Origin of the sequence: Microbacterium bandirmense (assembly GCF_037204185.1) — a bacterium.
GTDB lineage: Bacteria > Actinomycetota > Actinomycetes > Actinomycetales > Microbacteriaceae > Microbacterium > Microbacterium bandirmense.
Map to the genome: position 1 here is coordinate 25487 of NZ_JBBDGM010000016.1, position 26279 is coordinate 51765.

Consider the following 26279-nt stretch of genomic DNA (forward strand, 5'->3'; position numbering starts at 1 on the left):
GCCGCGCGGCGCCGGGTTGAGGATGGTCTCGGTGACGGTCGGGGGTCGGCGGAAACCGGCCCCCGACGGTGCGTCAGCGGGCGTCGTTGTTCGCTGCGCGAACACTTTCGAGCACCTCTTCCGGTGTGGAGCTGCCGCTGATGACGGCTTCGCCGCCTGCCAGCCAGGCATCGGCGACCTCGGGAACCGTCACCGTGTCGAGCCAGGCGACGAGACCCGAGGCGTCGTTGACCATCGAGATGCCCTCGTAAACCGACTTGCTCGACGTCTCCGCCGTCACCGCGTCGACGACAGCACTGGGCTGCCCGAATGGCGGAGAAGACAGCGTCTTGGCGTTCTCGGGCTCGGTGACGAACTTCATGAAATCGACGGCGAGGGCGGCGCGAGGCGACTGCGCGTTGATGAGATAGCCCTCGGGCGAACCCTCGATGACGCCCGGGTCGCCTTTCGATCCCTCGGGAACCGGCAGCGGGAAGATTCCGAAGTCGTCCGTGGTCAGGGTGGCGCCGTCAGCGGTGACCGTGTCGAACTCCAGGATCTCCTGGTAGTACATCGCCGCTCGACCGCCGGCGAGCGCCTGCTGAGCGGTCGTGTAGAGGACGCCGTTAGTGCCGTCGCCGGTGTCGGTGCAGTCGTTGACAAGGGTACTGAACTGTTCCAGAGCGCGCACATATCCGGGATCGTCCCATTCGGCGGTCTCCGGGTCGAAGTCCGCGCGCAGGACCTCCGAGGGGACGTTGTACGCGAACAGCTGCTGCAGATAGTGCAGGGCCGGCCAACCGTCCTTGTTGCCGAACGCGATTGGTTCGTAGCCCGCCGTCCGCAGAGGCTCGCAGGCGTCGATGAGCTCCTCGAACGTGGTCGGGACCTGGATACCGGCTTCGGCGAACGCGGACTTGCTGTAGCCCATGAACTTGCCGTTGTTGTACAGCGGGATGCCGTAGTACTTGCCGTCGTGCTCGAAGGCAGACAGCGACGCCTCGCCGAAGCGATCGCCCCATTCGGTTCCCGGGGCGATGACGTCACTCAGGTCGGCGGCGAGTCCGCCGTTGATGAAGTTGTCCGCCCAGTTGCCGGTCCAGGTGAAGTAGATGTCGGGCAGGGCCTGCGAAGCGGTGAGGGTCTTCGTCTTGTCCTTGATCGACTGGTCTGTCTCCTGGATCAGTTCGATCTTCACATCGGGATGCTCGGCCTCGTACGCCGCGGCGAGATCCTCGAAGTACGGCTCGAGGGGTTCGCCAGCGAACTTCGTGAGGATCGAGAGCGTGCCCTCGAAGACGGGGTCGGCGGTGACGTCCGCTGCCGGCTGGGGTGCGCTCGCCGCGCATCCGGAGAACACGAGGGCCGTCGCCGCAACTGTGGCAACGGTGGCGATAGTGCGGGTGGTGCGCATGGTCTGCCTCTCTGAGGGGCGGTCCGCCTGCCGCGACTCGCGGCCACCGATCCGCCGTTGGAAACTCGGTGCATGTCTTGGCTGGCGAGTGTAGCCGAAAACCTGGTACCGGTACCAGTCTCAATCTGCAGATCTTTCGTATCGGCTTGCAACCACGCTAATCCTCTGGACTATTGACGTAGTCGTGACAACTATGTCAGCATGATGCCGACCTGGTACCGGTACCACAACCATGACCCGGGCACTCTCGCCCAATCGAAAGGATCAATGATGCTCGGCTTCGACGAGACCGCATTCCGCTCCCAGACGGCCAGCGCCGTCGCACTCCGCCCGCAAATCGAGAACCTCGTCGATGCGCTGCTCGAGAAGGGCATCGACAATGTCCTGCTCATCGGGTCCGGAGGCACCTACGCACAGATGTGGCCATACGAGCTGCTGGCCCGCGAGCGCTCGGCGATCCCCATCCGCGCCGCCATCGCGGCGGAGCTCGTTGTCGCTGGCGACGCCCTGCTGGGCGAGCGCACCGCCGCGGTGTTCACCTCGGTCAGTGGCACCACCGAAGACATCGTGCGCGCCGTCGACTACGTCCGCGAGAAGGGCGCCACCACCGTCGCGTTCACCGGTTATCCGGAATCGCCGATCGCCCAGGGAGTGGACCACGCGCTGATCTCGGAACCGAAGACCTGGCCCTTCGACATGCAGATGCTGCTGCTGATCGGCCGGCTGCTCGAGCGACGCGATGAGTTCGACGGCTACACCTCGCTGGCGGACGAGCTGCAGAACCTGCCCGACGCCCTGGTCGCGGTCGCCGAGCAGGCCGAACCGGTCGCCGCGGCCTTCGCCGATGCTCACAAGGACACGGACTACTACTTCTTGATCGGCGGAGGGCCGATCTGGGCCTTCACCTACCTGTACTCCATGTGCATCCTCGAGGAGATGCAGTGGCTGAGGACAACTCGCGTACACAGCGCGGAGTTCTTCCACGGCTCGCTGGAGCTGCTCGAGAAGGACACCTCGGTCATCATCTTCCAGGGTGAGGATCAGACCCGTGGCCTGACCGACCGCGCGGAGTCCTTCGCCAAGAGGGTGTCGAAGGACGTGACGGTGTTCGACACCCGCGACTACGCGCTCGAGGGCTTCAGCCCCGAGAACCGCGCGCTCATCGCTCCGATCGTGCTCGACACCGTGATGGGCCGGGTGAGCAAGCACCTCGAGCGCGTGCGTGACCACTCGCTCGACCTGCGCCGCTATTACCGTGTGATGGACTACTGAGCGCACGAGGGCGGTGCTGTGATGAGAGTCCTCGGATTCGGCGACAATATCGTCGATCGCTTCGTCGATCGCGGGATCGAGTACCCCGGGGGGAACGCCGTCAACGTCGCCGTATACGCCCATCGCCTGGGCATGCACGCCGAGTATCTGGGGGTGTTCGGCGACGATGATCGCGGGCGGTTCCTCCGGGCGTCCATCGAGGATGCGGGTGTGGCGACGACCCGGAGCATCGTCCGCAGCGGAGAGTCGGGGGTTTCCTCACTACAGGTCGTGGACGGAGAGCGCGTGTTCCTCGGATGGAACGGTGGCGGCGTCACCGTTCGGGAGCCCATCGACCTCGGCGACGGACGGGAGGAGTACGCGGCGGGCTTCGACGTCGTTCACTCGAGTGTCTACTCCCGCACCGAGAGCCAGCTCGTGCGCCTTCGCGGGCACGACGCGCTCGTCAGCTACGACCTGTCCAGTGAGGCGGAGTTCCGGGAGGGAGCGTATCTGGATCGGATCGCCCCTTTTGCCGACCTCGTCCTCCTCTCGTGCGCTGGTCTTGAGGAGAACGAGGCCTTCACTCTGCTTGACGACGTCGTGTCGCGCGGAGCGGTACTCGCGCTCGGCACGAGGGGAACCGACGGCGCGCTCGTGACCGACGGGCGCATCCGGCGAAGCGCTCCCGCGCGGCTGATACCCGAGGAGAGCGATGTCGTGGACACGATGGGATGCGGCGACGCCTTCCTCGCCGGGTTCCTCGTGGCGCTGCACAGCGCCGGATGGCGTCGTGGACGCAACCCCGGTGGCGCCGCGCTGCAGCAGGCTCTCCAGGCAGGAGCGGATGCGGCCCACGATCAGTGCTTCGTGGAGGGGGCATTCGAACGGGGTCGGCCGAGTCCCGACGCAGTCGCGGCTATCATGTGGTGAACGGGTGATCAGGAAGGGGGCGAAGCGGATGGCAGCCGAGCGCTCCGCTCCTCCCACAATCTCCGAGGTGGCCGCAGGGGCAGGGGTCGGTCGCTCCACAGCCGCGCGAACCCTCGGCGGCTACGGCTACGTGAGTCCCGACGTGCGTGAGCGGGTGCTCGCAGCGGCCGAGCGCATCGGCTACCGGGCGAACGCTCTCGCCCGCAGCATGTCAACCGGTATCAGCAACACGATCGGCGTGATCGTGGCCGACATCGCCAATCCGTTCTTCGGTGGCGTGGTGCGGGGCATCTCGGACGCGGCGCACGCGCGGGGATACGACACGCTCGTGCTGAGCACCAACGAGAAGCTGCCCGAGGAGGTCGCCGCGACCAACGTACTCATCGACAAGCGGGTCGACGGCATCATCGTCGCGTCCGCCGCGCTGGACGCGGCGTCTGCGGCGCACTTCGAGCAGGCGCGAGACCACGGCATCCCCGTCGTGCTGGTGGACCGGGCGGTTCCGGGTCTCGAGCTCGACGCCGTCGTGATCGACAATCGCGCCGCCGCGCGAGACGCCGTCGAGCGCCTCATCGCCGCCGGGCACCGGCGGATCGGGTTCGTGTGGGGGCCGCCGGTTCAGGAGCGCCCCCGACTCCGCCGCGAGATGGTCGATATCGCCGCGCGCAACCTCTGGACCGATGGTGAGCGGCTGCAGGGCTATCTGGATGCGCTCGACGACGAAGGCATCGTCTTCGACGCCGACCTCGTCATGGTGGGTGAGAAGGTCGAGGAGAACGCCCGCGTCGAGGTGAGGCAGATGCTCGCGCTGACCGATCCGCCGACCGCGCTGTTCTGCACCGAGACGGATGCGATGACTGGATCCCTGCAGGCGCTGCGCGACGCCGGACTTCGGGTCGCGACCGACGTCTCGATGATCGGATTCGACGACAGTTCCTGGGCGAGGGTGCTTGAGCCGCCGCTGACGATGATCGAGCAGCCGATGCAGGCGCTCGGCACTCGCGCGGCGGAGGTGCTGTTCGGGGCGATCGACGGGCAGGAGCCCTCGGTCGAGCTGCACACGCTCGAGACGCGCTTCATCGAACGAGCGTCCGTCGCTCCGCCGTCTGACCGTTGATTCGGCCCCGGCCCCGGCCCTGGCTCGGGCACCGGATCGTAGAATTGTCAGGTGATCGACCGATTCCCCCGCCGTGCGAGCCTGGAAGTGCTGCGCGCGGAAGCGGGCGATGAGCGCTCGGTGCTCGTGCACGAGCGTCTGCGCAACGGTCAGGATCCCTGGGATTTCATGAGCGAGCTCCCGTCCGTCGACGAGCTCGTCGTGCTGCTGCTCCGCGCCGACGTCGTGGTCGATCGGGGCGGCGACGTCCGTGATCCGCACTGGAACGATCAGGTGCTGCGCAGCATCGCCCTGGAGTACCCCGAGCTGAGCACGACCGTATGGCGGATGCTGGCGGCGTGACAGACGCCGAGAGCCCGCCGCCCAAATAGGCGACGGGCTCTGAAGAAGCTCTGCAGAACTCCGAGAAGGCGAACTCAGCCGATGAAGTCGGCGAGGTCCTGCTCGAGGGCGAACTTCGGCTTGGCGCCGATGATGGTCTTCTTGACCTCACCGCCGTGGAACACCTTCATCGCGGGGATCGAGGTGATCTGGTACTTCATCGCGAGGTCGGGGTTCTCGTCGACGTTGAGCTTGAGGATCGTGATCTTCTCGGGGTTCTCGGCCTGGATCTCGTCGAGCACCGGTGCGACCATGCGGCACGGTCCACACCATGCGGCCCAGAAGTCGACCAGCACCGGACCATCGGCCTGCAGCACGTCCTGCTCCCAGGTGGCCTGCGTGGTTGCCTTGGCAGTCATTGAATCTCCTTGTTCGGTGTCACCCGATGAAACGCCGGGCGCGTGGAATGTGTTCCCGGCGGTCAGCTGACGATGACCTCGGCCGCGACGGCGGCGGGTTCCTCGACGGAGGCATCCTCCAGGTCGGCGAGGAAGTGCTCGGCATCCAGCGCCGCAACGACGCCGGAGCCGGCCGCGGTCGCCGCCTGACGGTAAGTCGGGTCGATCACGTCACCGGCGGCGAAGATGCCGGGAACCGAGGTGCGCGACGAGCGTCCGTCGACCCAGATCGTGCCGGCGTCGGTGAGTTGCAGTTTCTCGTGCACCAGGTGGGTGCGCGGGTCGTTGCCGATCGCGATGAACAGCCCGTCGATCTCGAGCTCGCGCAGCGAACCGTCGACGGTCGAGCGCAGCTGCACGCCCTTCACAGATTCACCACCGAGCACCTCGACGACCTCGCTGTTCCAGATGAACTCGATCTTGTCGTTCGCGAAGGCGCGCTCCTGCATGATCTTGGATGCCCGCAGGGTGTCCTTGCGGTGGATGACGTACACCTTCGAGGCGAACCGGGTCAGGAAGGTGGCCTCTTCCATGGCCGAGTCGCCGCCGCCGACGACGGCGATCGTCTTCTCGCGGAAGAAGAAGCCGTCGCACGTCGCGCACCACGACACTCCGTAGCCCGACAGGCGCTCCTCGCCCTCGATGTGCAGCTTGCGGTAAGCCGAGCCGGTGGCGTAGATGATGGTGGATGCCTCGTGCTCGGCGCCGCTGCCGAGGACGACCTTCTTGACCGGGCCGTCGACGTGCAGCTCGGTGACGTCGTCGTACAGCACCTCGGTGCCGAACTTCTCGGCCTGCTCCTGAAGCTTGGCCATCAGGTCGGGGCCGAGGATGCCCTCGGGGAAGCCGGGGAAGTTCTCGACGTCGGTCGTGTTCATCAGCTCGCCGCCGACCTCGACCGTGCTGGCGATCAGCAGCGGCTTGAGGTTCGCGCGCGCCGCGTAGATGGCGGCGCTGAATCCGGCGGGGCCGGAGCCGATGATGATGACCTGACGCATGTGCTCTCCTTGATCGCGGATGCCGGTATGAACGGCACCGACTGCTTCAACCCATGGTAACCGCGTCGCATTCCCCGGGTGCGGTCAACCAGGAGTGCCCAGCGGCTGTCCGAGGGTGCTCAGCGACCGGGCAGGAACCGCTTGACCAGGCCCGAGACGACGGTCAGCTCCGGGGCGCGCAGGATCAGCAGCACCACGCCGTACACGACGACCGCGACGAGCCCGATCACGCCGGTGCCCACGGCACCGAGCAGCTTGTCGACGAACGTCATGCCGGTCTGCCCGGCGGTCCACCCCTCGCCGGCGCCCATCAGCACGTACGTGCCCCACCCGGCGAACCCGGCGGGGATCGCCGCGATGAAGAACCTCAGCAGCGACAGCAGCGTCTTCGGCAGCTCGAGTCCGCCGAGGCGATTGCGCAGAATCCAGATCGCGATGATGGTCTGCACGAGCCCCGCGATCGACTGGCCGAGCGCCACGGCGGCGGCGAGCTGGCTGAGCGGCGCGACGGCGGCGGCCACGTACGAGAACCCGATGATCAGTGCCACCTGCACCAGGGTGAACAGGAACGGCGTGCGAGTGTCTCCATAGGCGTAGAAGGCCCGCTGCACGATGAACAGCACCGACAGCGGCACGAGCCCCACCAGATAGGCGATCAGCACGGGGGCGGCCTGCACAGCCTGTTCCGCGCTCTCGGTGAAGATCCGGGTGGCCGGTACGGCCGCGACGGCGAGGGCGATGCCGGACCCCACCACGAACAGCGACACCGCGCGGATGCACCGTGCGACGTCGCCGCGCACCTCGTCGTCGCGCCCGGCGGCGGCGTGCTCGGCGATCTGGGTGAAGTAGGGGGTGCCGATCGAGATCGCGAAGATCGAGTACGGCAGCATGAACACCAGCCAGGCGGCCATCATCAGCGCGGTCGACGGATGCTCGCCGGACGCGTCCGAGACGACTCTGGTCTGGATCAGTCCGGCGATCTGGCCGGCGATGACCATCAGGAAGGTCCACCCGGCGAGTGACCCGATCTCACCGAGTCCGACGCCGCGCCAGCGGAAGTCGGGGCGCAGCGCGAGCCCGGTGCCGCGCCAGGCGAACAGCAGCAGTCCGGCCTGCACGGCGATCCCGAGGGTGGCGGTGCCGCCGAGCACGGCGATCATCGTGGGATCCCAGACGTCCATCGCGTTCTGGTTGCCGCCGAACAGGGCGATGAACACCAGGAAGCCGGCGATGGAGATGATGTTGTTCGCGACCGGCGTCCACGTGTACGGCCCGAAGACGCGTTTGGCGTTGAGTGTCTCGCCGATCAGCGCGTACAGACCGTAGAAGAAGATCTGCGGCAGGCACCAGTAAGCGAACGCCGTGGCCAGCGCGAGCTGATCGGGCGTGAACTTGTGGGCGTACAGCGTCACCAGCCACGGTGCCGCCGCCATCGCCAGGGCCGTCGCGGCGAGGAACACCACGGTGCCGAGGGTGAACAGCTTCGAGATGTAGGCCCGGCCGCCGTCCTTGTGCACCGCAGACTTGACGATCTGCGGGATGATCACGGCGGTGAGGATGCCGGTCTGGATGATCGTGAAGACGTTGTTCGGCAGCTGATTGGCGACCGCGAAGGCGTCGGCGGGGCGCCCGAAGCTGCCGATCGCCGCGACGAGCACGATGGTGCGGATCAGCCCCGTGATGCGCGAGACGAGGGTGCCGGCGCCGAGGATCGCGCTGGCCCGGCCGAGACTACTCATCGTTCTCCCGTGTGATCGGCGCGGCGCCGGCATTCGGCGCGTCGCCGGCACTCGCAGCGTCGTCGACAGAATCCGCATCACCCGCAGCATCCGCCTTCGCGCGCTTCCGGCGCAGCACGGTGCGCACGGTTCCGAACACCAGCAGCAGCACGATCACGCCACTGAGGATCACCAGGCCGATGCCCTCCCAGTCGGCGCGCAGCGTCACGTCGGCCTCGGCCGGCTGCCCGATCGGCACGCCGGTCGGGCTGCTCAGCCGGAACGTGACCTGCACGTCGCCACTGGCGACGCGGGCCTCGATCGGCACGTTCACGCGGGTGCTGCCACCGGCCTGCGCGATCACCGGGGTGACCGGCTGGATGTCGAGCCGCACGTCGGACGGGGTGCTGAACAGCGAGACGTTCACGTTCCAGGGCAGCTCGTTGCGCACCCACACCGGCAGCGGCGCCGCCGAGGTGAACAGCTGCACGGGCTTCGGCTGCTGGATCCCGACCGCGTCGAGGGTCTCCTGCACGCGCTCCGACTGCGCGGCGACCGCGGCGGCGAACTCGGCGTCGTCGAGGCCGACGCCGATCGCACGCAGGATGCGGATGCGGGTGGGGCCGAGCAGCAGCGCCGGTTCGTCGAGGATCGTAGAGAAGTCGGTGAGGCGGCGTTCGCCCGCGAGCAGGTCGTTGAGTGCGGCAACTCGCGATGCGCTGTCGTCGGGCGAGAGGGTGGCGGATGCCGGTGCCGCGGCAAGCAGGTCGGCGAGCGTCACCGTGGGCGAGGCGAAGGCACTCAGGGCGGCGCGCACCCCGGCGGGCGTGCGGGTCTCCGATCGGTCGAGGGCGAGCACCGTCGACGCCGAGTGCTGCCCGGCGAAGAACAGATGACCGGCAGCGGCGGTCAATTCACGGTCGATGGCGGCGGGGTCGGTCTGCCCGACCGCGGCCGAGATGCGGGCGGATGCTGCCGTGTCGACCGTCAGCACGTTGTGGCCGTCGACCGTGCTGTGCGCCGCCGCACTGCCTGCCAGCGCTGCGGACGGCAGGATCGTGGTCACCTCGTCGCCGAGGTAGGTGTCGAAGGTCGCGAGATCGGCCGTGCTCACGGCGTCGCGGGGCCAGAGGATGCCGGGGGTCGCGCCGTCCACCGCGGTGAGTTCGTCGTTGCCGGGGAGAAGCGGCGCGACGTCTTCGGTCGGGGTGGGTTCGGGTGTCGCAGTGGGCACGGGCGCCGAGGGGAAGTCGGCGGGCTGCAGGAGCGGCGTGAGCTCGGGCGTCGACAGCAGTTCGGGCAGCTGCGCGTGCGCCTGCACAGCGGCATCCGCGTCACCGAACTGCAGGGCGAACACGTCGTTCGGCAGCCGTTCGAGCGCCGCCAGCCAGTCGATCGCGCTCTGCGGGGCGCTGATGCCCAGCATCCGAATCGCCGCGGGGATCGACGGATCGATCGCGAGGATCGCCGCGGTGCCCATCACCGCGTCGAGCAGACCCGCCAGCGAGCCGCCGTCGGCGGTGAGCTCGGCGAGTTCGTCGGCGGTGAGCAGCGAGCCGTTCTCGGGGGTGGCGGTGATCGGCACGAGCACCGCGCTCGCGCTCGCGTCCGATTCGGCGACCACCAGCACGTTCGACGCGGTGACGTTCCATGGCATCGCGTCGCCCTCGTCATCGGTCGTCGACGCACCCGACAGGCGCGCCTGCACCGGATAGACGCCCGGTTCGAGGTCGCCGAGGGCGCCGGCATCCACCACCGAGGTGACGGCGCTCTGATCGCCGGCGTCGACGACGGGCGTCGGCTCGGTCGCGATCGTGCGGAACGCACCGCTGACCGTGCCGTCGTCGAGCCAGGCGTCGAGGGCCGCCCCGTCGGTCAGCCGATCACTGTTGATCTGCAGGCTGACGGTGCCGGCGGTGAGTTCGGAGTCGGTGGTGTTCTCGACGGTGATCGAGCTGACCAGGGGGCCGCCGGGGGCGATCACGGTGCCCGATCCCGTCGAGACGGACAGCTCGACGATCGGGTCGGCCGGGGTGGGGGCATCCGATTCCTCGTCTGCGGATGCGGCCGGTGCGCCACCCAGGGCGAGACTGCCGACGACGAGCGCCGCGGCGAGGCGGCTCAGCAGCCGGCGCGCACGCGGGCGGGAGGCTTCGCGGGGATGCGTCGAGGTCATGATCGGAATCGGCCGCGCCGGGGGAGTGACACGACACCGCCCCTGATTCTAGGCGTGACGGCGTGCGAAACCCTGAAGGCGCGTAGAGTGACGGCCGTGCCGGACGATTCCCGACCCCACCCCGATCACGTTCTCGCGCAGGCTCTCGCCGCCGACCTCGACGATGCCGACTTCCGTTCCGATGCGCTGCGGCAGCTGTGGGGCGCCGAGTCCGACGACGCGCTGGCCCGCGGATTGCGCGAGCCGATTCTGCGCGCTCTCGCCGACCGCGAAGACGCCCTGCCGACACTCGGCCGCCTGTGGGTGCTCGGGATGCCGCAGCCGCTCGCGGCGGTGGAGCAGGCGCTGCCGCGGGTGGGGATCGATGGACTGGCCGCTCTGGGACTGGCGTCGGTCGAAGGCGCCAGGATCGTTCCGCGGGCGCTGATCCGCCCGCAGTCGTTCGTGGATGCCGGTGGCGTCGGCGAATGGTGGATCGCCAGTGACCTCGACGAGATCGCCCTCGGTTCGTCGCTGCCCGCCGACCACGTGCTGGGGGTGGGCGGGGCGTCGCGCACCCTGGCCGAGCTGGTGATCCCGACGCCGGTCGAGCGGGCGCTCGACCTCGGCACCGGCTGCGGAATCCAGGCACTGCTGATCGCCCGCAACGCCGGTCATGTCGTCGCCACCGACATCTCGTCCCGTGCGCTCGCCTACGCCGAGCTGAACGCGCAGCTCAACGGCGTGCGCAACATCGAATTCCGCGAGGGGAGCCTGTTCGAGCCGGTGGCGGGTGAGTCGTTCGACCTGGTGGTCTCGAACCCGCCGTTCGTCATCACCCCGCGCGCCACCGACGTTCCCGAGTACGAGTACCGCGACGGCGGGATGATCGGCGATGCGCTCGTCGAGCGATTCCTGCGGGCGGTGCCGCAGCATCTCTCGCCCGGCGGCGTCGCCCAGCTGCTCGGCAACTGGGAGTCGTCGTCGGCCGTCGGTTCGGGGCTCGACCGGGTGCGGTCGTGGGTCGCCGACGACCTCGATGCGTGGGTGATTCAGCGCGAGGAGCTGAGTCCGCTCGCCTACGCCGAGCTGTGGATCCGCGACGGCGGCACGCTGCCGCGGGATGCTGAGTTCACCCGGCTGCTCACCGCGTGGCTCGACGACTTCGCCGACCGCGGCGTCACCGCCGTCGGCTTCGGCTACATCCTGCTGCGCCGCCCGGGCGTGGCCGCCAGATCCGGTTACGAATCGGGGGCCGACACACCAGATGTCGGACGGGATGCCGGAAACGGGCCGACATCTGGCGTGTCGGCCCCCCAGGTGCATCCGTATGCCGCCCCACTTCACCGCTTCGAGACCGTGACTCAGCCCGTGTCGGGGCTGGGACGCGCCCTCGCGACGGGCCTGGCCGCACATGACCTGCTCGCCGAGGGCATCCCGCAGCGTCTCGTCGTCGCGCCGGACGTGACCGAGGCGCGGCACTTCATGCCCGGCAACGACGACCCGAGCGTGATCGAGCTGCGGCAGGGCGGCGGGTTCGGGCGCACGCTCAAGGTCGACCCGGCGCTGGCCGGCTTCGTCGGCGCCTGCGACGGCGAGCTCACGGTCGGTCAGATCGCCGCGGCGCTCGCCGACCTGTTTGACGTGCCGTTGCCCGAGCTGTGGGCGCAGATCGAGCCCCGTATCCGCGAACTCGTGTTCGACGGACTGCTCGTGCCGGCGGAGTGATCGTTTACCTCGTCCCGGTCGCAATGGTTGCCGCTATTCCACGCGAGTAGCGGCATCCATTGCGACCTGAACCTCGGGATGGCGGGGAATAGCGTCCGAGAACGATGCGTTCGCATAGACCATGAAGGCCTTCGGATTCCTCTCGTTCGGGCACTACGCCGATGTGCCGGGTTCGGTGACCCGCACCGCCGGCGACATGCTGCATCAGACCATCGAGCTCGCCGAGGGCGCCGACGAGATCGGCGTGAACGGCGCCTATGTGCGCGTGCACCACTGGGCGCGCCAGGCCGCCTCGCCCATGCCGCTGCTGACGGCCATGGCCGCGCGCACGAAGCGCATCGAGGTCGGCACCGGCGTCATCGACATGCGGTACGAGAACCCGCTGCAGCTCGCCGAAGAGGCCGCCGCCCTCGACCTCATCGCGGGCGGTCGCATCGCCCTCGGCATCAGCCGCGGGTCACCCGAGACGGCGCTGCGAGGCTACGAGGCGTTCGGCTACGTCGACGGTGAAGACGCCGAGCGCGGCAGCGTGCTCGCGCGCGAGAAGTTCGACCTGTTCCTGCGGGCGATCGACGGCGAGGCGATCGCCCCCGGTGACGCGCACATGGTCGGCCCGGGGCGTTACCTGGCGATCGAGCCGCAATCGCCCACGCTGCGCGACCACGTCTGGTGGGGCTCCGGCTCGCGCGCCACCGCCGAGACCACCGGCCGGCTCGGGCTGAACCTGATGAGCTCGACGCTGGTCACCGAGGCAACCGGGCAGCCGTTCCACGAACTGCAGCGCGAGCAGATCGACATCTTCCGGGCGGCCTACCGCGAGGCCGGGCACACGGGCACCCCACGCGTATCTGTGAGCCGCAGCGTGTTCCCGCTGATGGACGACCGCGACCGCGCCTACTTCGGGCTGCGCAGTGCCGAGAACGGCGACCAGATCGGTGTCATCGACGGGCTGCGGTCGACCTTCGGCAAGACCTACGCGGCCGAGCCCGACGTGCTGATCGAGCAGCTGAAGGCCGACGAGGCCGTGATGGCGGCAGACACGCTCATGCTGACCATCCCGAACCAGCTCGGTCCGGACTACAACCTGCACGTGCTGCAGGCGTTCGCCGAGCACGTGGCGCCGGCGCTGGGCTGGAAGCCGAACACCGAGGGGCCGGTGCAGGGCGACCCGGTCGTCTGACGCCCGTCCGCGTATCATCGCAGGGTGATCGCTGAAGCTCGGCACGTCGCGCACTCGCTGCCCGACCAGTGTCAGGGCCTCGCCACCCTGGCCGGGGCCTTCCAACTCGATCACGCCCAGCGCAGACTTCCCCGTCATGAGGTGATCGTGCACGACGCCGGCGTACTCGAACGGGCCGGTGATGCGCGGGCCGAATTCGAGGAGATGGCGGTCGTCCACACCGATCAGGCACTGCGGGACTTCGAGCGGTTCGTGCTGCCCGGCCTGCGCGGCGCCGATGCCCGGGTCATCGACCGATTGAGTGCGACATACGTCGAGGGCTATTCGCCGGAATCGGATGCCCGGGAGCCGTTCCTCGCACCGGCGCTGCACGTGTTCGGGCGTCAGGATCACGTGGTCGGCTACGAGGACGGGCTCGCCCTCGCCGATCACTATCCGCGCGGAAGCTTCGTGGTGCTGGACGGGACGGGGCACAATCCGCACCTGGAGCGGCCCCAGCTCGTCGGAGCGCTGATCCGGGATTGGCTCGGACGCGTCGACCGTCACCGCCCATGCGACTGATCCGGCGGTGATGGCCCGGCGACGGGTCGGCAGCGTGTCGGCCGTGAGGGTCGGCGGTGGCGCAATGTTCACCGACAGTTCAGAACTGGCCGGCCGGCGTCGACGGACGGCTACCTGCGCGTCACCGGGACTGAGTACGAAGAGGGGTGGCAATCGCCATTCTCCCTTCGTGAAGAGGTTCTCCGTCCATGCCCCATCCCTCCTTCCGTCGCGCCGGTGCAGCAGCGCTCGCTGCCGTGGTCGTCGCCACGGCGCTGGTCTCAGGTGTCGTGCCCGGCACGACGCAGCTCGCGCTCGCCGAAGAGGCGACATCCCCCACTCCGGCCGACGGTCCGCCTTCCGCCCCGTCGCCCTCGACAGAGGCGCCGACGCCGGCTCCCGAGACCCCGGCCCCGGACACCCCGACGCCGGCTCCAGAGACGTCGTCGCCCGCGCCGAATCCGGATGCCGGCGAGCAGACCGACCCCGAAGCGACAGACCCGACCGCGCCGGAGCAGACCCCGGCCCCTGAAATGCCCGCGCCGCAGGACACGGCACCGCCGGCATCCGACGAGACGACCCTCACGACACCCGAGGCGAACGCCGCCGCTGACGCCGTCACGGGCGAGAGCGGCAACGCCGCTGAGCATTGGCCGCTGATCATCACCGAGATCAACGGCGACAACGCCGGGGCCGACAACTACGAGTTCCTCGAGATCACCAACACGACCGATGCGCCGATCGACTTGAGCGCAGCCGGACTGCAGATCAGGTACCACACCAGCCAGTGGAACACCGGCAGCGTCCAGTCGCTGATCCACCTCGATGGTGAGGACGACGCGCCGGCCGTGATTCCCGCCGGCGGCGTCGCGGTGCTCTGGATGAACTACGGCGAGGGTGACCCGCGCCGCAGTCTCAGCAAGGACCAGTTCCGCGAGTTCTACGGCATCCCCTCCTCCGACGCACCCATCTTCCGCTTCGGGCCGCAGGGCGGCTTCGCGAACAGCGGCGTCCGCGGCTTCAGCCTGACGGATGCCGAGGGCACCGTGCTCGCCCGCGCCTGGGTGCCCGCCGACGACGGCGTCGGCTCCACGCCGTGGAACGCCCAGTTCGGCGTGACCGACCAGATCGGCGGCGTCGACGCGCGTCTGCTCGAGCACGACGTCACCGGCGCGACCGCGAATCCCACTCCCGGCACCATCACGCTCGAGCAGGTCACCAGCGCGCTGACGCCGCCGGTCAAGCCCACCGATCCCGACGCCGAGGGCCCGATCCTGCAGATCACCGAGCTCGCCCCCGACACGGCGAACGTCTCGGGCTCCGACGCCTACGAGTACATCGAGGTCTACAACGCCTCGGATGCACCGGTGAACTTCGGCGACTACGTGCTCAACTACCTCACGACCGACAACGCCCTCAGCGGACCCACGACCAACTCGTCGACGCTATGGCCAGCCGGCCCGGGCGAGCCGGTCATCGAACCAGGCGCGGCGCTGGTGCTGTGGATCCAGAACCCGGCCGTGCTCGCCGCCGGGTACACCGTGACCGACTTCAACGCGGCGCACGGCACCGATCTGGTGCTCGGTGAGGACATCCTCACCATCCAGTCCGGCGGCATGGCCAACGGCGGATCGCGTGGCCTGCAGCTGATGACGAAGACCGGCCACGACATCTCGCGGGCGTACTACTTCGCCGACGGGCAGACCACCCCGACCACGGCGATCCAGTACGGCTGGAACCCGGCCGACACCGCCGCCGCGCTGTGGCTGCCGGCCGATCCGTCCGGCACGACCCAGGTCATGCTCGGGCTCGCCGCGCCGACGCCGGGAGCAGTGACCGACGACCAGGTCTCAGGTGCGTACGTGCCGCACCCGGCAGCAGGGACCGCGCCTCAGATCATCGATCTCACCGGCGGCACCGAGCTGCCCGCCGGCGAGGGCATCGAGCTCGGCTTCGACATCACCGACGACGTGCTCGTGCGGCGCGTCACCCTCACGCTGACCGAGGACCTCGGCGCCACGCAGCAGCACGACCTGACATTCGGCACCCCTGGGCGCTACGTCTACAGCATCCCCGAGGTCGATGTATACGGAAAGCGCTGGGTGGAGTACTCGGTCACCGCAGGCGACGGAAGTCAGACCGCGTCGATCGGGCCGGTGCGCATCACTCTCGATGACGCCCCCGCCGACCCCGTGCGGCTGAACGTCGCCGACGGGCAGTTCGTCGGCGGGCAGACGCCGCTGGTCGCGACGACCGACGGCGACCCCGCCCAGCTCGCGCTCGGCATCGACGGCGAGCCCCTCCCCGAGACGACGCCGTCACTCGAGCGCGCCCCGAAGTTCGCGATCGAGGCGACCAGCACCGACGCGTTCTTCCGCAACGGCATCAAGCTCGGCGACAACGTGCTGACGATCTTCGACGAGGGGTACTACGACCGCATCGTCACGGTGGACGCCGACGTGCCGGTCGAAGAGGTCGTCCGGGGCCGGCCGCTGACCATCGGCGTGTACGCCGGGACGAAGGCGTGGCCCGAGCCGAACCTCGACGAGAACAACGACGACTACGCGGCGATGAACCCGCGACTCGTGCTGCCAGACGGCAGGGTGCTGCACCCGACCTCGTGCGCCGGAGCGGGTGAGGGGCAGGAGCCCACCGAGCGGGCATGCCCGGCCACGTCGACCGAGCGCATCAACTTCAGTGACGCGAACCTGGTGTACTTCCTGGCGACGTTCACCGTTCCGGATGACGCGTTCGACTCGGTCTCGACGCTGTGGGACACGACCGCCGTCGAAGACGGCGAGCACGTGATCACCGCCACGACGGGCGCTGCGACACGAGACGCGGCAGCAGCCGATGCCGGGCAGACCGTCACCCGCACCGTGCACGTCGACAACACCGCGCCCGAGATCGTCGGCACGATGATCGACGGCCGGCGCTACCGCGGCGAGTTCACCATCGACGCGACCATCACCGATCGCGGTTCGGGGTTCGAATCGGTGACCGCGACACTCGACGATGAGCGGATCACACTTCCTTTGACGACGTCGTCGCTCACGCTGGCGCCTGGCGATCACGTCGCGGTGATCACGGCGACGGATGCCGTCGGCAACGTCTCCACGAGCACGACGGTCTTCTCGACGGCCGACGAGAAGCCGCGCACTCAGCTGCTCAGCCCCGCTGACGGGGCCGAGCTCACTGGAGACGAGGTCGACCTCACCGCCGTGGCGGGCTCGAACATCGACGACCGTCTCGAGCTCTGCTTCGCCCAGGGATACACCTACACACCGTCGGATGCCGAAGTGCGCGTCGCCGGCGGTGCCACCACCGACTCGCGGTCTATCGACCGCGGCGAGGCGGTCGCGCTCAGCGAAGAGGCGCTGGCGCGGATGGCGCGTACGGACGGCATCGAGACGGTCGAGAGCTCTGACACGGCTATGCCGTATCAGCTGTTCACGGTCGCGGTTCCCGACGGCGCCGGCGCCGACGCACAGCTGCGTGTTGCGTGGGAGGGGTCGGCGAACGCGGATGCCAAGGTGCTGCTGTACGTGCAGAAGACCGACGGCTCGTGGCAGGAGATCGACCGACACGTGACGACCGCGGGAGAGTCGACAGACTTCACCCTCGAGGCGCAGGTGACCGTTGCCGGTCACGCGTCCCACGGGCAGCTGACCCTGCTCGTGCAGCACTCCGAGGGCTGGGCGGCTGCCGACACCAGTTCGCGCGACACCCCGGTGACGCCGTTCCACGAGGCGGCCACGCCGCGCGACCAGTACGACTTCACGCTGGGCTGGCTCTCCGACACGCAGTACTACAACCGCAACGAGGGAGAGCTCGCCGGTGGCGGCGGCGGCGACGTCTGGTACCAGCATCAGCGGAAGATGAATGAGTTCCTGGTCGCGCAGCGCGATGCGCTGAACCTGCAGTACGTCACGCACACCGGAGACATCGTCGACAATCACGACCAGCCGCATCAGTGGCAGAACGCCGATGCTGCGTACCGGATGCTCGACGACGCCGGAATCCCGTACGGTGTGCTCGCCGGTAATCACGACGTCGGCCACTGGGATGGCGACTACGGTCCGTACAGCGCGAACTTCGGCGAGGCGCGGTTCGCGCAGAACCCGTGGTACGGCGGCTCGTACAAGGACAACCGTGGTCACATCGACCTGGTCACCGTCGGCGGCATCGACCTGCTGATGGTCTACATGGGCTGGCCCGACCCGAACGACGAGGCGTCGAACTCCGAGGACATCGCCTGGATGAACTCGGTGATCCGGCAGTACCCCGAGCGCAAGGTGATGATCAACCTGCACGAGTACATGCTCACCACGGGCGGCCTCGGACCCTTCCCGCAGCGGATCTACGATGAGGTCGTCGCGCCGAACCCCAACGTCATCTCTGTCGGCTCGGGTCACTATCACGACGCCTACACGCGGCTCGACGATTTCGACGATGACGGCGACGGCGTGACCGATCGCACGGTCTACTCCATGCTGTTCGACTACCAGGGGCTGCCCGAGGGCGGTCAGGGGTACCTGCGCCTGCTGCACTTCGACAACCGGCAGGAACGCATCATCGTGCGCACCTACTCGCCGTCGCTGGACGACTTCGACTCCGATGACGCCTCGCTGAACAGCCCGGCCGGGATGCAGGAGTTCGAGATCCCGTACGCGGCCGGCGGCATCGTGCCGAAAACGAAGGTGCTGGCGACCGATGCGTTCCGTGCCGACATCCTGACGACGAACGAGATCGGCTGCGTCACCGACGTCGTGAGCGGCGAGCAGACCACGGTCACCTGGAGCGATCTGGATGCCGGCGAGCACGGTTGGTATGCGCGCACCACCGGTCCGTTCGGCGGGGTCGAGCTCTCCGCCGTGCGCACGTTCACCATCGACGGGAAGAGCACCGAGAACCCCGGTGAGGGCGAGAACCCGGGCGGTGGCGAGAACCCGGGCGGTGGCGAGAATCCCGGGGGTGGCGAGAATCCGGGCGGTAGTGATCCGGGGTCGGGTGACGGATCGGACACACCGGCTGGTACCGGAGGAACTGATGACGGTGCTGCCGGCGCGGTGGGTCCGGCCGGGGCGTTGGCGACCACGGGTGCGTCCGTCCTGTGGACGCTGGGTCTGGGGGCGGGAGCGCTGATGGTGCTCATCGCCGGGGGCATCCTGTTCCTGCGAGGTCGCCGCCGCACCTGACCCGCGTCGCCGACACCCCCGGCTACGACCGAGACCCCGCCCTATGGACGCCCATACGGCGGGGTCTCGGCGGCGACAGGGGGTGTCGGCGCCAGGGTCTGCGCGGCGCTGGTCTGAACGGCATGGGATCGAGCGGCAATGGCCTCGCGGGCGACTTCGTCCGGGTCGGGGCGCGAGGCCACCAGCTTGATGATCGGACCGAGCGCCGCGCGCACGCTCAGCATCCGCATCACGGCCTCGCGTAGCCAGGCGATCAGCCTGCCCCGACGGAACATCAGCTTCGCCAGCATCCGAGAGTTCGACTGCGCCGATTCGACCCGAGGTCGTTCGACGCGCTCCCACGCGGCGAGCACCGAGGCCAGGCTCGTACGGTCGGCGTGGGCGAGCATGCGCCCCAGCATCCACGCCGACTCCATGGCCATGCCCGCGCCGATGCCGGCGGTGGGCAGGAACCCCGCCGCCGCGTCGCCGAGCAGGACGCCGCCCGGCAGCACCCACCGCGGCACTCGGGCGTCGTGGAGACGCCACAGGTACGGATCGGGGTCGGTGGCGACGGCGTCGATGGATGCCGCCAGCCGGGCGTTCAGCCGCGGCAGCCGTCTACGCACGGATGCGGCGAATGCCGCAGGGCCGCTCGCGAGTTCGGCGTCGGGCCCGCCGAGGAACACCCCGAGCCGTCCCTTGACGGGGTACGCGCCGAGGAAGAACCCGTCTCCCCACAGCTCCTCGCCGAGCCCGCTGTCGCCGAGTTCGTCGGCCCAGGCGACCCATCCCGACCATCCGGTGTCGACGACGTCGGGCGCGCCGACGCCCAGCACGGCGCGCATGCGCGAGCGGATGCCGTCGGCCGCCACCACAAGGTCGAACTCCCCGGTGCCGACCTCCCTGTCATCGCGGTCGACGAACCGGGCCGTGGTGACGGAACCTGCACGGACGGTGCTCACGGTGGTGCCGTAGGTGACACGACAGCCGTCGTGCGTGAGCACGTCGATCAGTTCGCCGCGCGAGATGCCGCTGTAGTCGCCGTAGATGCTGAGCAGTTCGCCGAGGGCGTCGGTGCGCAGGGTCTTGCCGCGGTGCGATCGGAACGAGTAGCGCACCAGGGGCGTGCCGGCGGCTCGGTACTGCGCGCGCACGCCCAGGTCGATGAAGGTCTGATCGACGCTGGGCATGAGGGCGAGCATGTACCCGGGATGCTCCATGCGCGGCATTCGATCGATCAGCACGGGATGCAGGCCCTGTGTTCTCAGAAGCTGTGCGAGGGTGATGCCGGCGATGCCGGCTCCGACGATGAGCACCCGAAGACGGTCGTCCCGCTGGGCGGCGAGCTGCTCGGAGAGGGTGGTGTCGTTGAGCATGATCCTCCTCTGGACCGGGTGGTCCACACACCCACGGTACCTCGACCTGGACCGGGTGGTCCAGTAGGCTTCGATCATGGCCGAACTCACCGGACCCCACCGTGACCCGCTGATCGAGGCGACGGTAGCCGAGTTCGCCACCGCCGGATACGACGGCGCATCGCTGAACCGGATCATTCGCGCCGCAGGCATGAGCAAGAGCTCGTTCTACCATGCAGTCTCGTCGAAGGCCGAGCTGTTCGACGCCGTCGTCGAGGCGCTGATCGCCGACGTGCGGTCGCGGTGGTCACCGCCGTCACCCGCGGATTTCGCCGGTGACGCGTTCTGGGTCCAGGTTGATCGCGTGCTCGGCGACCTCGCCGCATTAGGCGCCGAAGAGCGCGCCCTCGCCATGCTGGGCAGCATCTTCTACCTGCCCGCCACAGTGCGCTCCGATACCCGCAGCGCACTGCTCGGCGCGGTTCGGGAATGGGTGGCAGAAGTGCTGCGGGTGGGAGTCGCATCGGGGGCGGTGCGCAGTGACCTGCCGGTGGAGGTGCTGGTCGCCGCTGCCTTCGGCATGCTGCAGGGGCTCGACGAGTGGGCGCTGGGCGCGGCGGCGTCGTCAGGAGGGACTGCTGTGCAGCTCGCGAGCGTGGCAGCATCCGCGCCGGCCGTGCTGCTGCGAGGGATGCTCGCGACTTAGGCGGTGATCGGTGTCCGACGGGCTCAGATCCAGCCCTGCTCCTCGGCCATCCGCACAGCCTGCTGCCGAGTCGCGACGTGCAGCTTCGACAGCACGGACGACACGTGGTTGCGCACCGTTCCCGGGGCCAATGAGAGAGCCGACGCGATCTGGCCGGTGGTCTCGCCGCGGCGCCCGGCCCGCAGCACGTCCAGCTCGCGGTCGCTGAGCGGGCTGCGCTGGTCGCTGAGCGCATCGGCGGCGACCTCGGGGTCGATGTAGCGGCCGCCGGCGGCGACCCGGCGGATCACCTCGGCGACCTCGTCGGCGCTGCGCGACTTGGGCAGGAAACCGGCCACGCCCGAGGCCAGTGCGCGTCGCAGCACACCCGGGCGCGCATGGCGGGTCACCACCACGCAGCGGGTCGCGACGGTGCGGCGAAGCCGCTCGGCGACCTCGACGCCGTCGAGCCATCGCGGACCAGCGACAGTCGCGCCCACTGTCCGCCGCCGTGCTTGAGCACGTTCGTGGTGGTCTCGCGGATCACCGGGCCCAGCACGGAGGCCGGTGCCTGGGCCGCCTGCGGATCCACCGTGGCGTCGGCGGTCGTGCCTGCGGCGCGCAGCAGGTCGATGGCATTGGCGATCTCGTCGGGCAGCGGAACTCCGCGGAAGCGCGTCGCAAGATCACGGGCGCCCTGTCGAGCCTCGGTCACGCTCGACCGTGCCAGGCGCAGCTGGTCCAGCGCGGCATCCGGCTGGCCCTTGTCGAGCAGCCGTTCGGCGAGCTCGAGCTGCAGGGCGATCACCTGCAGATGGTGGCCCTGCAGGTCGTGCACATCGGTCGCGACGCGCAGTCGCTCCTGGGTCGCGCTCAGCTGCGCTTCGGCGATGCGGGCACGGTCGAGGGAGATCACGACGTCCCACCACCACAGTGACAGCACGGTCATCGACGGCAGCATCACCGAGATGAGGCCGAACATGCCCCACATCCGGGCGGCCTCGTCATCGGCGACGATCACGCCGGCGCGCAGGTCGATGAACCACAGGGCGATCAGCGCGAGCGTGACGACGATGACCAGTCGCACCCGAACGCCGCGCTGCCAGTTGAGCAGCATCAGCGACTGCACGATCGGCAGCGCTGCCGCGATCCAGAGGCCCGAGAGGATGCCGGCGGCGACGCCGAAGGCGATGGCGAGTGCGATCGGCGCGACGGTGAGCCGCCAGCCGGCACCGAGCCCGAGCGCGTCGTCGCGGTTGCGGTACTGCAGCAGCAGCGGCACGCATGATGCGCACCACACCAGCCCGCCGATGATGATCGCGATGGCCGCGAGTGGGCTGGATGCCGTGCTCAGCAGGCCCAAGGTCCAGATGAAGACCACCAGCAGCTGGAACATCATCACACCGCTGAACGTGTACCACCACGTGGCGGTGATGCTCCTGCTGATCGTGCTCATGCGTTCAGCCTAGAGGCGTGACAGATGTCACCCCTCGACCGTGTGAACCGCACGTGAAGAGGTGACGGAACGGCACTTCTGAGCAGGCCCGCGAACCGGTGGACTTATGTCATGCCGGGAAGCGATCCCGACGAACACAGATCCAGCCCCACACAGGAGACACCATCATGAATCTCATCGAGACCTTCCAGAACCTCGTCGCCCAGGTGCCCGAGCTTGTGCAGCCGCTGATCGTGGCACTCGCCGCAGCCGTGCCCTTCATCGAGGGCGAGGGCGCTGTGAGCATCGGCATCATCGGGGGGATCAACCCGGCCATCGCGGCCATCGCCGCGATCTTCGGCAACTTCACCATCGTCGCGATTCTCGTACTGCTGGGCGCACGGGCCCGCTCGGCCGTCGTGAACCGTCGCCGCGCGAAGGTGCTCGCAGGTGCCGGTGGCGTCGAGACGGCGGATGCCGGCGACGAGGACATCCGCGTCGAAGACCTCGTCGCCGACGGCGACGGCCGCAAGGCCGCACGCCGCCAGAAGTTCCTGCGTGCGCTTGACCGCTACGGCGTGCCCGGCGTGAGCCTGCTCGGCCCGCTGCTGCTGCCCACCCACTTCACCGCGACCATGCTCGTCGCTGTGGGCGTTCGGCCCGGACGCGTCCTGGTCTGGCAGGCTGCGGCGATCATCGGCTGGACGACCGTGTTCGCCGTCCTCATCGGCGGTGTGGTCCACTTCGCCACCACGTGAACGGCGCGGGCCCCGACGAGGGGCCCCGCCTCACCCCCGGTAATCTGGAACCCATGCTCAACATGGCCGAGGGCCTGTCCCGACTCGGCGCACTCGCCGCGCATCCCGTCGTCGCAACCCTCGCGACGGCGTTCGCCGACGCGGGCTTCGAGCTCGCCGTCGTCGGCGGACCGGTGCGTGACGCGCTGCTCGGCCGCCCGACGCACGACCTCGACTTCACCACGAACGCCCGCCCGGACGACATCCTGCGCATCGTCACCCCGATCTCGACCACGCAGTGGGATATCGGGCGGGCCTTCGGCACGATCGGCGCCCGGGTGCCAAACCCGGGCGGTCCTGCCGAGCAGGTCGAGATCACCACGTACCGTGCCGACAGCTATGACGGCACGACCCGCAAGCCGGTCGTCGAGTTCGGCGACAGCATCGACGGCGACCTGCAGCGGCGCGACTTCACCGTGAACGCCATGGCGCTGCAGGTGCCTGCCGTGAAGCTGGTCGATCCGACCGGCGGGGTCGAAGACCTCGTCGCGGGCATCCTGCGCACCCCGATAGATCCCTCGGTGAGCTTCGGTGACGACCCGCTGCGCATGCTGCGGGCGGCGCGGTTCAGCGCTCAGCTGGACTTCGCCGTCGACGACGACACCTTCGCGGCGGTCGAGCGCCTGCGCGAGACGCTGAAGATCGTCAGCCCCGAGCGCGTGCAGGGCGAACTAGTGCGGCTGATGCAGACCGACGACCCGGCGCGCGGCATCCGCGTGCTCGTGGACAGCGGCCTGATCGACGAGTTCCTGCCCGAGGTGAACGCATTGCGCCTCGAGGTCGACGAGCACCACCACCACAAGGACGTCTACGAGCACTCGCTGACCGTGGTGCGGCAGGCGATCGCCCTCGAGAAGTCGCGCAATCCCGGCGCCGCTCCCGACGTGCCCCTGCGGCTCGCCGCGCTGCTGCACGACATCGGCAAGCCGCGCACCCGCAAGCTCGAACCGGGAGGAGGGGTGACCTTCCACCACCACGACGTGGTCGGCTCGCGGATGGCACGCAAGCGCCTGCAGGCGCTGCGCTTCGACGGCGAGACCACGGATGCTGTCGCGAAGCTCATCGAGCTGCACCTGCGCTTCTTCGGGTATGCCGAGGGCGCGTGGACCGACAGCGCCGTGCGGCGCTACGTGCGCGACGCCGGCGAGCTGATCGAGCGCCTGCACATCCTGGTGCGCGCCGACGTCACCACGCGCAACAAGCGCAAGGCCGCCCGCCTGGCGAGTGCCTACGACGACATCGAGCGCCGGATCGTCGAGCTGCGCGAGCAGGAAGAGCTCGACAGCATCCGCCCCGACCTCGACGGCAACCAGATCCAGCAGATCCTCGGCATCCCGCCGGGCCGTGAGGTCGGCGAGGCGTATCGCTTCCTGCTCGACGTTCGTCTCGACGAGGGACCGATCGGATCGGATGCTGCCGAGCAGCGCCTGCGGGAGTGGTGGGCGGACCGGCCTTCCCCGGTCGTTGAGCGAGCGAAGCGAGACGAAACGTCCACCGGCTGACCCGGCTCGGGAGCGAGCACAGCCGAAAGGGGGTCTGCGATCTACACTTGACCCACACCCGTCAGCGTCGATCGGAGTCCGGTGGTTGATAGGAGTCGTGGGCCGTCGCCATGGTCGTCATCGCGTGATCCCTCGCCCGAGGCCTCGCGTCTGATCATCGCGCGCGCGCACGACGAGCTGGTTGCCGGCAATCTCGACGATCATCGGCTCGAGCATGTGCGTCCGGTGGTGCGCGCGTCCTGGCAGCGTGCCTGGCGCGATCGCGTCGGCGCCGAGGGCCTGCCGCCGCTGGAGTTCACTGCGGAGGCGCTCGAGGCGCACCGCTCCGAGCATCCGCTCGCCCACACGATCGAGCTCATCCGCACCCTGCTGCTGCCCGGCGCCGCCGAGGACTCCGGCGTCGTGGTCGCCGTCGGCGACCACGCCGGGCGCCTGCTGTGGGTGGAGGGAGATCTGCGACAGCGGATGCTGTCGGGCGAGATGGGCTTCGTCGAAGGGGCGAACTGGTCGGAGGAGAGCATCGGCACCTCGGCTCCCGGCACCGCGCTGACCCTCGGCGAGTCCGTGCAGATCCGCCAGTCCGAGCACTACAACCGCCTGGTGCAGCCGTGGTCGTGCACCGCAGCGCCCGTCTTCGATCCCGAGACGCGCCGCATCCTCGGGGTCATCGACGTCACCGGTGGTGACGAGGCGGTCACGCCCCAGGCGCAGATGCTGGTCGATGCCACAGCCCGAGCCGTCGAATCCGAACTGCTGGTGTCGCGGTTGCGCGCGCGTGCCGAGAGCGCGCGAACGACCGCATCCGCTCCTCGCCGCGCCGTGCGCGAGGCTCCGCCGCGCGCAACACTGCAGGTGCTGGGTCGCGACCGTGCGCGGCTCGACGTGGCGGGCGACGGTGACGAGATCATCATCGAACTCAGTGCGCGGCACGCTGAGATCCTGCTCATGCTCGCCACGCACCGCCAGGGGCTGTCGGCCGAGCGACTGGCCGAACTCGTCTACGGCGAGGGCTCGACGCCCGACACGCTGCGTCCAGAGATGGTGCGTCTGCGCAAGGTGCTCGAGCGCGTCTCACCCGAGCTGGTGCCGCAGTCCCGGCCCTACCGTCTGCCGATGGTCGTCGAGACTGATGCGCAGAACGTGCTCTCGCTGCTCGACCGCGGTGCGCACCGGGTCGCCCTGTCGGCCTATCGCGGGCCGGTGCTGCCTGACTCCGACGCCCCAGGTGTCGTCGATCTGCGGGAGGGCCTGCGGGGGATCCTGCGCGAGACGATGCTCACCGAGGCGAGCGTCGAGGTGCTGCTCGCCTACGCCGAGATCCCCGAGGGGTCGTCGGATGCCGAAGTGCTGCGTCTCTGCCTGGAGATGTTGCCCGCGCGCTCGCCGCGCCGGGCGGGCCTGGTGGCGCGGATCGAGAAGCTCGACGCGAGCTGACCCGCGAGACGCGCGCGGTGTGCGGCTCGGCGCCATGTTCCTGCATCTGCGCCATCGATCGATGGCGCAGATGCAGGAAAGTGTGGCGGATGCTTGTCG

At 69.1% G+C, this 26279-nt stretch carries 19 protein-coding genes and 1 pseudogene; 12 read left to right on the forward strand and 8 right to left on the reverse strand.

Features of this window, described 5'->3' with window-relative positions:
* Positions 1–73: 73 nt before the first annotated feature.
* Entirely contained in the window at positions 74–1393 is a 1320-nt protein-coding gene (locus WDU99_RS15145) for an ABC transporter substrate-binding protein (RefSeq protein WP_337333296.1), read from the reverse strand.
* Positions 1394–1663: 270 nt separating this feature from the next.
* On the opposite strand from WDU99_RS15145, the gene WDU99_RS15150 reads away from it, so the two are divergent.
* The 4 genes from WDU99_RS15150 (at position 1664) to WDU99_RS15165 (ending at position 5036) form a co-directional block, all read left to right on the forward strand.
* On the forward strand, positions 1664–2665 hold the full coding sequence (locus WDU99_RS15150) for an SIS domain-containing protein (protein WP_337333297.1): 1002 nt from the start codon (positions 1664–1666) through the stop codon (positions 2663–2665).
* A 21-nt stretch (positions 2666–2686) separates the two neighbouring features.
* Positions 2687–3577 (forward strand): PfkB family carbohydrate kinase, encoded by an 891-nt coding sequence (locus tag WDU99_RS15155; RefSeq protein WP_337333298.1) that lies wholly within the window; start codon positions 2687–2689, stop codon positions 3575–3577.
* Between the two features lie 67 nt (positions 3578–3644).
* Positions 3645–4694: a LacI family DNA-binding transcriptional regulator gene (locus tag WDU99_RS15160; RefSeq protein ID WP_337333299.1), complete on the forward strand. Its 1050-nt coding sequence runs from the start codon at positions 3645–3647 to the stop codon at positions 4692–4694.
* Between the two features lie 51 nt (positions 4695–4745).
* A complete protein-coding gene (locus WDU99_RS15165; protein WP_337333300.1) occupies positions 4746–5036 on the forward strand; it encodes a tryptophan synthase subunit alpha in 291 nt (96 codons plus the stop codon).
* 74 nt (positions 5037–5110) lie between these two features.
* Here WDU99_RS15165 and trxA read toward each other — a convergent pair whose 3' ends face one another.
* The 4 genes from trxA to WDU99_RS15185 form a co-directional block, all read right to left on the reverse strand.
* Entirely contained in the window at positions 5111–5434 is a 324-nt protein-coding gene (gene trxA, locus WDU99_RS15170) for a thioredoxin (RefSeq protein WP_337333301.1), read from the reverse strand.
* Between the two features lie 62 nt (positions 5435–5496).
* On the reverse strand, positions 5497–6471 hold the full coding sequence (gene trxB / locus WDU99_RS15175; protein ID WP_337333302.1) for a thioredoxin-disulfide reductase: 975 nt from the start codon (positions 6469–6471) through the stop codon (positions 5497–5499).
* A 119-nt stretch (positions 6472–6590) separates the two neighbouring features.
* Positions 6591–8210 (reverse strand): murein biosynthesis integral membrane protein MurJ, encoded by a 1620-nt coding sequence (gene murJ, locus WDU99_RS15180; RefSeq protein WP_337333303.1) that lies wholly within the window; start codon positions 8208–8210, stop codon positions 6591–6593.
* Positions 8203–10365 carry a DUF6049 family protein gene (locus WDU99_RS15185; protein ID WP_337333304.1) on the reverse strand — a complete coding sequence of 721 codons (2163 nt, stop codon included), beginning with the start codon at positions 10363–10365 and terminating at the stop codon, positions 8203–8205. The genes murJ and WDU99_RS15185 overlap by 8 nt, the downstream gene beginning before the upstream one ends.
* An 87-nt stretch (positions 10366–10452) precedes the next feature.
* Between WDU99_RS15185 and WDU99_RS15190 the strand changes: the two genes are divergently transcribed.
* From WDU99_RS15190 to WDU99_RS15205, 4 genes are all read left to right on the forward strand, one after another.
* Complete coding sequence (locus WDU99_RS15190) at positions 10453–12072, forward strand: DUF7059 domain-containing protein (protein WP_337333305.1); 1620 nt, start codon at positions 10453–10455, stop codon at positions 12070–12072.
* Between the two features lie 121 nt (positions 12073–12193).
* A complete protein-coding gene (locus WDU99_RS15195) occupies positions 12194–13252 on the forward strand; it encodes an LLM class flavin-dependent oxidoreductase (protein WP_337333306.1) in 1059 nt (352 codons plus the stop codon).
* 24 nt (positions 13253–13276) lie between these two features.
* Positions 13277–13813, forward strand: a complete 537-nt coding sequence (locus WDU99_RS15200; RefSeq protein ID WP_337333307.1) for an alpha/beta fold hydrolase — start codon at positions 13277–13279, stop codon at positions 13811–13813.
* 188 nt (positions 13814–14001) lie between these two features.
* Positions 14002–18990 (forward strand): metallophosphoesterase, encoded by a 4989-nt coding sequence (locus WDU99_RS15205; protein ID WP_337333308.1) that lies wholly within the window; start codon positions 14002–14004, stop codon positions 18988–18990.
* Positions 18991–19031: 41 nt separating this feature from the next.
* Here WDU99_RS15205 and WDU99_RS15210 read toward each other — a convergent pair whose 3' ends face one another.
* A complete protein-coding gene (locus WDU99_RS15210; protein WP_337333309.1) occupies positions 19032–20348 on the reverse strand; it encodes an FAD-dependent oxidoreductase in 1317 nt (438 codons plus the stop codon).
* Between the two features lie 76 nt (positions 20349–20424).
* Here WDU99_RS15210 and WDU99_RS15215 point away from each other — a divergent pair, with 76 nt between their 5' ends.
* Positions 20425–21033, forward strand: a complete 609-nt coding sequence (locus WDU99_RS15215; protein ID WP_337333310.1) for a TetR/AcrR family transcriptional regulator — start codon at positions 20425–20427, stop codon at positions 21031–21033.
* A gap of 23 nt (positions 21034–21056) precedes the next feature.
* Here WDU99_RS15215 and WDU99_RS15220 read toward each other — a convergent pair.
* Positions 21057–21482: pseudogene (locus WDU99_RS15220) on the reverse strand (LuxR C-terminal-related transcriptional regulator); the annotation flags it as partial.
* Positions 21419–22468, reverse strand: coding sequence for a sensor histidine kinase (locus tag WDU99_RS15225; protein ID WP_337333311.1), 1050 nt, complete (start codon positions 22466–22468; stop codon positions 21419–21421). The pseudogene WDU99_RS15220 and the gene WDU99_RS15225, both read right to left, overlap by 64 nt.
* Positions 22469–22635: 167 nt before the next feature.
* Between WDU99_RS15225 and WDU99_RS15230 the strand changes: the two genes are divergently transcribed.
* The 3 genes from WDU99_RS15230 (at position 22636) to WDU99_RS15240 (ending at position 26180) form a co-directional block, all read left to right on the forward strand.
* Entirely contained in the window at positions 22636–23205 is a 570-nt protein-coding gene (locus WDU99_RS15230) for a small multidrug efflux protein (RefSeq protein WP_337333312.1), read from the forward strand.
* Positions 23206–23258: 53 nt separating this feature from the next.
* Positions 23259–24746, forward strand: coding sequence for a CCA tRNA nucleotidyltransferase (locus tag WDU99_RS15235; protein ID WP_337333313.1), 1488 nt, complete (start codon positions 23259–23261; stop codon positions 24744–24746).
* Positions 24747–24827: 81 nt separating this feature from the next.
* Positions 24828–26180 (forward strand): GAF domain-containing protein, encoded by a 1353-nt coding sequence (locus tag WDU99_RS15240; RefSeq protein WP_337333314.1) that lies wholly within the window; start codon positions 24828–24830, stop codon positions 26178–26180.
* The last annotated feature ends 99 nt before the right edge of the window (positions 26181–26279 follow it).